6 protein-coding genes and 1 CRISPR repeat array are annotated in these 9,108 nt (G+C 62.4%); of the genes, 4 read left to right on the top strand and 2 right to left on the bottom strand.

The genetic code is table 11. The features are described 5' to 3' along the window. Positions 1 to 334: 334 nt before the first annotated feature. Genes H0921_RS17465 through H0921_RS17455 form a run of 3 tightly spaced genes read left to right on the top strand, consistent with a single transcriptional unit; the run spans position 335 to position 3,519 of the window. Positions 335 to 1,780: an MFS transporter gene (locus tag H0921_RS17465; RefSeq protein ID WP_194539817.1), complete on the top strand. Its 1,446-nt coding sequence runs from the start codon at positions 335 to 337 to the stop codon at positions 1,778 to 1,780. Positions 1,781 to 1,807: 27 nt separating this feature from the next. Next, the gene (locus H0921_RS17460) at positions 1,808 to 2,905 is read left to right on the top strand and encodes a glycosyltransferase family 9 protein (protein WP_194539816.1); all 1,098 of its coding nucleotides are present in this window, start codon (positions 1,808 to 1,810) and stop codon (positions 2,903 to 2,905) included. Then, positions 2,851 to 3,519, top strand: a complete 669-nt coding sequence (locus H0921_RS17455; RefSeq protein ID WP_194539815.1) for a Maf family protein — start codon at positions 2,851 to 2,853, stop codon at positions 3,517 to 3,519. The genes H0921_RS17460 and H0921_RS17455 overlap by 55 nt, the downstream gene beginning before the upstream one ends. On the opposite strand, the gene H0921_RS17450 is transcribed toward H0921_RS17455, so the two are convergent. Continuing rightward, positions 3,484 to 4,482: a glycosyltransferase family 2 protein gene (locus H0921_RS17450; protein WP_194539814.1), complete on the bottom strand. Its 999-nt coding sequence runs from the start codon at positions 4,480 to 4,482 to the stop codon at positions 3,484 to 3,486. The two genes, H0921_RS17455 and H0921_RS17450, sit on opposite strands and share 36 nt — an antisense overlap. Before the next feature lie 704 nt (positions 4,483 to 5,186). Continuing rightward, positions 5,187 to 5,788: direct repeats of the CRISPR family, unit length 31 nt; unit sequence ACATGCAGTGATGCCGAAAGGCGTTTGAAAC. A 1,469-nt stretch (positions 5,789 to 7,257) separates the two neighbouring features. Between H0921_RS17450 and H0921_RS17445 the strand changes: the two genes are divergently transcribed. Beyond that, on the top strand, positions 7,258 to 8,142 hold the full coding sequence (locus H0921_RS17445; protein WP_194539813.1) for a ribonuclease H-like domain-containing protein: 885 nt from the start codon (positions 7,258 to 7,260) through the stop codon (positions 8,140 to 8,142). A gap of 272 nt (positions 8,143 to 8,414) precedes the next feature. Here H0921_RS17445 and H0921_RS17440 read toward each other — a convergent pair. Next, on the bottom strand, positions 8,415 to 9,108 hold a 694-nt coding region (locus tag H0921_RS17440; protein WP_194539812.1), incomplete at its 5' end, for a tetratricopeptide repeat protein.

Raw genomic sequence — 9,108 nt, 5'->3', positions numbered from 1 at the left:
AAGAGCTGGCTCTCGCCGCCCTAGGAATCATAGCCTTTCCTCGACCTCTTTTCAAGCACCCCCCCAAAAAATTTTCCGATTTTTTTCGGCCACCCCCTTTTGAGGAAAGATCAGTAACGCATAGTATTGGGATACAAGGGTTTGCGATTAATCAAGCACGTCCGCGCTAGTGGATTCGGAGCAAGTGAATGTTAGACAGGGAGTTACGTCGAAATTGAGGCGAGGTCAAAGTTGAACGCGGAGGTGCTTGAATGTCTGTTGGTTTGAATGTTGTGGGTCAATTCCGCATAGAAAGAGCGAATGGTGGGAAACGGCGAATGGGGAATGGCGGGAAATGGCGAATGGGGAATGGTGGCCGGGGTGGGGGAGTGGGCGTAAATCAGCGGTGATGAGAAGCGAGGCACAAGGTGGGACGGCGGCCCGGTCGGCGTTGGCGATCGTGTGGCTGGTGGTGTTTATTGATCTGTTGGGTTTTGGCATCGTATTGCCGGTGATGCCGCGGCAGGCGGGGTGGTATTTGGCGGGGGAAGCGCCGGCGGTGCGGGGAGCGGTGATCGGGTTGTTGTTTGCGGGTTTTTCGTTGATGCAGTTTCTTTTTGCGCCGGCTTGGGGTCGTTGGTCGGATCGAGTAGGTCGGCGGCCGGTGCTGTTGGTGAGTTTGGGGGGTTCGGTGGTGTTTTACAGTTTGTATGGTGTGGCGGTGAGTTTGCCGGTGGAGTGGGGGTGGTGGGCGGTGGGTTTGATGCTGGTGTCGCGGTTGGGTGCGGGGATGGCAGGGGCGAGTGTGGGGGTGGCGGCGGCGGTGATAGCGGACTGCACGGGAGCGGAGCGTCGGGCGCGTGGGATGGCGTTGATTGGGATCGCATTTGGAGCGGGTTTTACGGTGGGTCCGCTGCTAGCTTACGTGGGGATGGGGTTGTTTGCTCAGCAGGGGTGGGGTGTGGGGGCGTTGGCGGCGTTGTTGTCGTTGGGGGCGTGGGTGTTGGCGTGGGCGCGCATGCCGGAGACGCGGCGGGGTGGTGGGGAAGGGCGGTTGTTCTTTTCCTGGGGTCGGACGGTGCAGGTGTTGGGGCAGCCGGCGTTGGGGCCGTTGATTGGGGCTTATGGTTTGTGCATTGTGGCGTTTGCGCAGTTTGAGGCGACGCTGGCGTTGCTCACAGGTGCGGTGTTTGGTTTGGATGACCAGGAGAATTTTTTGGTGTTTGCGGCGGTGGGTTTGGTGTTGTTGGCGGCGGGGGGGATGTATCGGCCGTTGGTGCGGCGCTGGCAGGAGGAGCGGATGCTGGGTTTGGGGTTGGGGCTACTGGTGGTGGGTTTGGGGGGCTTGGCGGGAGTGGCGTTTCAGAGTGGGGGCGGTTTGGGGGAGTGTGCGGTCAGCCGCCTGGCGGTGTTTTATCTGGTGACGGTCCTGGCGGTGAGCGGTTTTGCCTGGGTCAATCCGTCGATTCATGCGTTGGTGTCGCGGCGGACGGATGCGTCCCATCAGGGGGAGGTGTTGGGGGTGAACCAGGGGGTGGCGGCGTTGGGGCGGATTGCGGGTCCGTTTTTGGGTTCGCTGCTGTTCCCCTTGACGGTGCCGCCGGTGCTGCCCTATGTGTCGGCGGTGGTGCTGGTGCTGTTGGCGGGGGGGCTGGCGTATCGAGGGTTGGGCCGAACCAGGAGCGGGTCCGGGGGTGATTCTGCGGCGGCAGGGGGGAGCGGGGAGGGCCGGGGAACGGAGGGGGTGGCGGAGGAGGGGGTCCGGTTCCCCTCGGCGGCGGAGTTTCCGCCTCGCTGCTAGGGGGCGGGGCGGCGGGGAGGCGCTGTCATGGGCTTGTCATTGCATGCTCCGCGGCTGATTGGTCCGCCCCTGCCGGTGGAGCCGCCTCAACGCCTGGCCCTGATCAAGCCCAGCGCCTTGGGCGATGTCGTGCACACTCTGCCGGTGCTGACCGCCTTGCGTTTGCTTTATCCGCAGGCGCACATCACGTGGATCGTGCACCGGGCTTATGCACCGCTGCTGGCCGGTCATCCCCATTTGGACGCGGTGCTGCCTTTCGACCGTTCCGCTTTTCGGGAGAAATCGCTGCTGGGTTTGGCCCGGTATTTGTGGGAGTGGGGGTGGCAATTGCGGCGGCAGCGGTTCGACTGGGTGATCGACCTGCAAGGGTTATTGCGCAGCGGGCTGATGGCGTGGGGAAGCGGGGCGGCGGTGCGGATGGGTTTGCAGTCGGCGCGGGAGGGGAGCGTGCTGGCGTACACGCATCGGCTGGCCATTCCGCAGGAGGGTCGGCTCCACGCGGTGGACCGTTACTGGCAGCTTATCGTGGCGCTGGGGGGCGGGGACTTGCCGCGGCGTTTTGTGCTGCCGGTGGATGTTTCGGCGCAGGAGGCGGCCTGGCAGCTTTGGCAGTCGTTGCCGCGGCCCTGGGTGGCGGTGGCGCCCGGTGCCCGCTGGCGGACCAAGCGCTGGCCGCCGTTGGCCTTCGCTCAGCTCCTGGAACGTCTCCAGCGCCACACCGGTGCTGGCTGCCTCATCGTGGGCAGTGCCGAGGATACTCCGCTGGCGCAGCAGATCGCCACCGCGGTGCCGGGAGCGGTCCGTTGCCTGACCGGCCAGACCTCCCTGCCGCTGCTCGTGGCCCTGCTGCGGCTGTGCGATGTGTTTGTGGGGAACGACTCCGGTCCGCTTCATCTGGCCGCCGCCCTGGAGCGGCCCTGCCTTGCCCCTTACACCTGCACTTTGCCGCAGCGTCACGGGCCGTACACCTTCCCCCAGGGGGCTGTCGCCGCTACACTCCCCTGTGCCGGGTCCTACCGCAAGCACTGCAACCACCTGCGCTGCCACCAAACCCTGACCGTCGAGCACCTATGGACGCGCTTGCTGGAACTGTTCCCCCGCCTGTGCCGCTCCCCCGCCGCCTGATTCTGGCCAGTGCTTCCCTGGGCCGCCAGCAACTGCTCGCCGCCGCCGGCTACACCTTCCACGTCCACCCCGCCCATCTCGACGAACCGCCGGACGCTCCCCACGGCGACTGCCAACGCTATGTCGCGGAACTCGCCTGGGCCAAAGCCCACGCCGTCGCCCCCCACTACGACGCCGCTTTCATCCTCGCCGCCGACACCGTCGCCTGGATCGATGGCCATGTCCTCGGTAAACCCGCCGACGCCGACGACGCCCGCCGCATCCTCCGCACCCTCGCCGGACGCACCCACCAGCTCTGGACCGGCGTCTGCCTCTGGCTCCGACCCGAAGACCTCCAGCTCGCCTGGCAGGAAGTCTCCCTCGTCGCCCTCCGACCCCTCGACGACGCCCAAATCGACCACTACCTCCGCTCCCGACTCTGGCACAACTGCTCCGGCGCCTACGCCCTCCAACTCCCCAACGACCCCCACCTCTCCGTCCTCCACGGCAGCCCCACCAACGTCATCGGACTGCCCCTCGAATCCCTCCACCACGCCTTCCAACTTCTCGCCCAACTCCCCTCACCCCTGCCCCATCCCTCACGACCGCCAGAATTCCACCAAACCCCGACCTAAAAAAAACCAGTTCCCCCGCATCGCCCGCCACGAACGTCGCGCTGCCTCCCGACGACCCACCACCCAACGCACCAGACCCTCCACACCCTTGACCACACACTGCCACGGCACATCCACCGTCACCGCTACCTTATACCACCACAACCGCCATCCCCCCACCCCCCACCGACGCATATACCGCACATACCCGCACGCCACACCCCCTACCACATACCCGATATTCTCCCGACTCGCCACCCGCCCGTAATGCACCACCTCCACTCCCCCCACATAATACAACTTCCCCAGCTCCCGCAAACGCCGGCACAAATCCAAATCCTCCACCCCGAAACGATACCCCTCATCCCAACCCCCCACCGCCTCCAACGCCTCCCGACGCACCAGCACCGCACAACCCAACACCGCTGCCACCTCCTGGACACCCTCCTCCTGCCCCGAACCGTGCCCCACCACCACCGCACCACCCCGTCGATACTGCTCATACGCCCCACGATACCAACCCGTCCACCGCAACCAACCCACCCGATGCCACAACGCTCCCCACGTCAACTCCCCACGCCACGACACCTGCACCTGACCATCCCCTCCACGCAACCGCGGGGCAAACAACACCCCATCCCGACAACGCTCCGCCACACCCACCAGCTTCGCCAACGCCCCCGCCGGCACCTCTGTGTCATTGTTCAAAAACAGCACATACCGTCCCCGGCACACCCGCCATCCCTGGTTGCACGCCGCTGCATACCCCGCATTCCCCGCATTCCGTATCAACTTCACCCCCGCAAAATCCCGCTCCACCATCTCCGCCGCACCGTCCCACGACCCATTGTCCACCACCACCACCTCATAGGGCACCCCATGCTCCTGACACACCAGCGACTCCAAACACCGACGCAACACCTCACGACTGTTCCAATTCACCACACACACCGACACCACCACCACCTCTTCTCGCTTCTCCAACCCTACCCTCCCCAAACCAACACAACCCTCCCTAACCTCCCCCCCACCTCGGCCCCTCCGAACGCGCCGTCCACCTCCGCAAACACCTTGCTCCCGAGACCACACCAGCCCCCCACCTCCCCGCACCCTCATACCCTCCACCATACCCGCACCTCCAAACTCCTGCACCTCCTACCCATCCGCCACTTCCGCTTCGACCATATCGCCTCCCACTACCACCCTCCACCCGAACCCGTCAAGACCACCGCTCTACCCAACCCCAACATAATCAAAACCATAACGATAACCTTTTTCTCACACCTCCCCAACCCCCGCACACCCCCACGCGTCGCACCCCTTCAACCCGCTCAAGGACGAAACCGTCTCCCCGAAACCTGCACCCCTCGCTCTGCAAAAGGGCTGCCTCTGGTCCGCGGGGCGAGACCCTTCAATGCTTGTATAAATGTGCTTTCAAGCACCCCCCGTGCCCTACTTTGGTGAGAACTGAATTTCGCCGTAACTTGTTGTCTATGTAGAAGTTAGTGTTGAAATAGCACTGGGGAGGTGCTTGATTAATTGCAACCTGTTGTTTTTCAAGGGTTTACGGCGATCGGAGGGGGTCGAAAATCGCATTCGGATCAATTTTGGAAATTTTTTTGGGGGGGTGCTTGAAAACGGGTCGAGAAAGTGCTAGGATTTCTAGGGCGGAATGAGGCCGCTCTTTCACATGCAGTGATGCCGAAAGGCGTTTGAAACTCGATGAGAAGGCAGCAGTCGTTAGGCTAGAGCCAACTTTCACATGCAGTGATGCCGAAAGGCGTTTGAAACGCGTGGATGCGAGCGGCTGGCTCGTTTTATCGGGCGACTTTCACATGCAGTGATGCCGAAAGGCGTTTGAAACAGCGAATCAACGAGTACTATCTCGCGCATCGCGAGCTTTCACATGCAGTGATGCCGAAAGGCGTTTGAAACAGGGGTATCGTTTTCTTCGGGTTAGAGTCGGACGCTTAAACATGCAGTGATGCCGAAAGGCGTTTGAAACCGATTGATCGCAATCACCTCTGCGGCAAAACTTTTCTTAAACATGCAGTGATGCCGAAAGGCGTTTGAAACATAGTCGCTCACACGCGCAAGGGTGGCGCACTCATACTTAAACATGCAGTGATGCCGAAAGGCGTTTGAAACATTAACCTGGACGCGACCATGATTCCTTCCTGGACTCTTAAACATGCAGTGATGCCGAAAGGCGTTTGAAACAGCGTCAACGTCGCGGTCACAACTTCCTCAAGCGCTTAAACATGCAGTGATGCCGAAAGGCGTGGGAAGTCATCCCCTCTCCCGAAGCTTCGGGAGAGGGGAAAAAGGGGTGAGGGCCAGCCCCTGATGCCGCAAGGCGCGGGAAACTTTCAGGCGAGCGGCGAGCGGTGGAAAACAGCGAATAGCGAAGGGCGAAAGACAGCGAGCCGCGACCGCTAGGGAGCGGCAGGAAGCGGCGAATGGTAAATGGCGGGAAGCAGCGAATGGCGAAAGGCCCAGCGGCACGAGCGGACACTTCGAGACAGTGACCTGTCACTTCCGTGAGACGGCGAATAGCAAATGGTTCATTCACCCCCAGGATGTCACACGGGTCGCTATTGGCCGCTTGACCATTCACTGATGTTTGCCATGTCGGGCTGCCGAAAGGCATGGGAAGTCATCCCCTCTCCCGAAGCTTCGGGAGAGGGGAAAAAGGGGTGAGGGCCAGCCCCTGATGCCGCAGGACGTTGGAAGCTCAAATTCGCCTCTCCACTCCGTCGCTTCCTACAAAGATAAATCAGACCAAAGCGGCCCGTCGCCGGTGACATTTGCCTGCCACCGATCACCTTTCCCCGCTGCTCGTTCCTCCTGCCGCAGCCGATCGCCCCCTCCCGCCGTCGGAGACAGCCCCACTCCCCCAGGGGGGACAAGACCCACTCCGTCGCTCGTAGTCCGATTGGCCGGGTAGTACAATCGATAGCTCGGCGACAACGTTCTCCTATAGATTCGACTGATGAGGGCAAGTCATAAGTCGCTGCGGCGGGTGCTATCCGGTGTCAGCGGCTTGTCTTTTCCCTGGCCCGTCGAAGTGTGCCGCTCCCTGCCACCCGGTCTCTCCAGCACCCCCCACGAGAACGAGGCCAACCAACTAGCTTGACTTGCCGTTAGATTGTGAACAAGAGTTCCATAGATAGACGCGATTGCTCGTCGTCTTTCATATACCTTCAATAACATATCATATTGAGAGATCCAACACAATGGACTACGATCTCAAGATGAATCTATACAGATGAAACATCTTCTTCATAACAGAGGCTTCTTACCAGAAAACACCGGCGCTTGCGGAAGGAGACGGAAGCGGGCCGGCGTGAGTCCCGCCATCTCCGGCCTGCTGATCCCCCGTTCACACCACCTGCTGGGGAAGGGAGGTCGATCAACGTTCCCCCGTGGTTGTGCAGTTTCCGCAGGCGGCATTTGAGGAACAATTGGCACTCCAGATCCAGGGTGCCGGAACGATCCCTTCCTACCGACCTTGACTTCGCTTCTCTAGCGGTCGATAGTTCAGGCAGGGGTGCTCTGCCTTCCGGGAGGGTGCTCTGCCTTCCGAGAAGATACTCAACCTTTGAAGGAGAGGCAGCGAAGGCGTCAGGCGCGGAACAGAAAACGGCCGCGGGTCGGAAAAAGGCCAAGAGCCGGACGAACAGAAGAAACCAGGCGGCGACAGGTGCGACGGGTCCGGCCAAGCGAGTCGGGGCCAGCACCCCAGCGGAGAGGAAAGCGATGATCGGACCTTCAGCGGAAGCGGCGGAAACCACGGCCGGGGAGGAGGGCGGCAGCCGAACGGCTTATCTCGTGCTCGACACCGAGAGCATTCCCGACGGTCAGCTTCTGGCCGAGGTCCGCTATCCCGGCGAAAACCTGGACCCCCACGAGGCCATCCTCCGGGCACAGCAGGAGGCCCGCGAGCAGGGCAAGTCCGATTTCCTCCCGGTGTCGTTCCATCTGCCCGTGGCGGTGTGCATCGCCCGCGTCGCCCAGGACTTCTCCCTGCAATCCTTGACGCAACTGGACGCCCCCCTCTTCCGCCCCCGCGAGATCACCCGCCAATTCTGGCGCGGCTACCAGCGCTTGCGCGACCCGCAAAGCGGCGTGCCGCCCTATCAGATGCCCCGCCTCGTCACCTTCAACGGCCTGGGATTTGACATTCCGCTTCTGGAGTTGGCCGCCTTCCGCTTCGGCTTCTCCCTGGCCCAGCACCTGCTCGACCGCGACCGCTACCGCACCTCCATCTTCGACCTGCTCGACTGGCTCACCAACCGCCGCGCCTATCCCCTCGCCGGAGGGCTGCACCTGCTCGCCCGCCTCCTCGGCCTGCCCGGCAAAATGGACATCACCGGCGACCAGGTCTACCAGCTCTACACCCAAGGGCGGCTCCAGGACATCAACGACTACTGCCTCTGCGACACCCTGGATACCTACTTCATCTTCCTGCGCACCCGCGTGCTGACCGGCGAGATCACCCCGGAGCAGGAACGCCTCCTCCATCTCCAGGCCAGTCAGTTCCTCCAGGCGCAGGCCTCCCAGTTCCCCGTGCTGGAAAAATACCTCCACGCCTGGAACCCGCCGGCGTTCGCCCCCCAGCTCCTGCCCACCGCCTCGTTCTGAGCCTCAGGCTGTCAAGTCCGTGATGCCCTTCCACCCCTGCTGTCAGGGACAGGATAATGACACTTGACAATCCACACCCGACACCCCCGCGACAGGAAAAAGCCAGGCCGATGACACTTGACACTGGCACCCGACACTCGAGGCTGGTAACGGAGGCGAAGAGGCCACACGCAGAAACTCCACGATCTCAGGCTGGCCCTGGCACGCCGTGATTCTGCTGCATCGGTCCTCGCTCCGCTGAGCCGGTCCCTCTCCCCTCCACGCCGGCGGTCTCAGTGCTGCGTCTCGTCCGCCTCCAATCTGCGGGCCATCCTGAAGTCCGCCTGCGCTTCGGCTTCCTGCCCCCGGGCTTGCCGCACCGTGCCGCGGGCCTCATACGCCTCGGCATACCCCGGATGCAGCTCCAGCGCCTGGTTCAAATCCGCCATCGCCCCTTCCATCTCGCCTTTCTGACACCGGGCGAATCCTCGAAGGTAATAGAACTCCGCCCCGCCGGGAACATGCAGCGTTGGGAGCGTAAAATCGTCATAGTCCCCGATCAGGACGGTGAAGTCGGCAATCGCGCGGTCCCACTCCTTGGTCAGCAAATAAGCTCGGCCGCGAGCGTAGTACGCCTCGGTATACCGCGGGTTCCGCTCAATCGCTGCGGTGAGGTCCTCGATCGCACCGCCGTAGTCTCCCTGAGAAAACCGTACCAGGCCGCGCCGGTAATACGCTGCCGCATTATCGGGATGACGCTGAAGGGTCTCCGTCGCCTCCGTCAAGATGCGTTCCCGTTCCTCCTCGGTCATTCCCTCCAGAGCACGGCCTAGCGGATACAGCCCGACGTGAGGGTTCAACCTCCGAGCAGCCCGGAAGTCCGAAATCGCCAGGTCCTGCTGCCCTTGCCGCCAATAGGCCAGACCGCGGCGATAGAAGGCTTCGGCGTTCTCCCCATCGCTGTGGATCGCTGCGGTGAAATCCGCA

Origin of the sequence: Thermogemmata fonticola, assembly GCF_013694095.1 — a bacterium.
GTDB lineage: Bacteria > Planctomycetota > Planctomycetia > Gemmatales > Gemmataceae > Thermogemmata > Thermogemmata fonticola.
The sequence above is the reverse complement of the archived record's forward strand: the minus strand, read 5'-3'. Positions and strand labels throughout refer to the sequence as shown.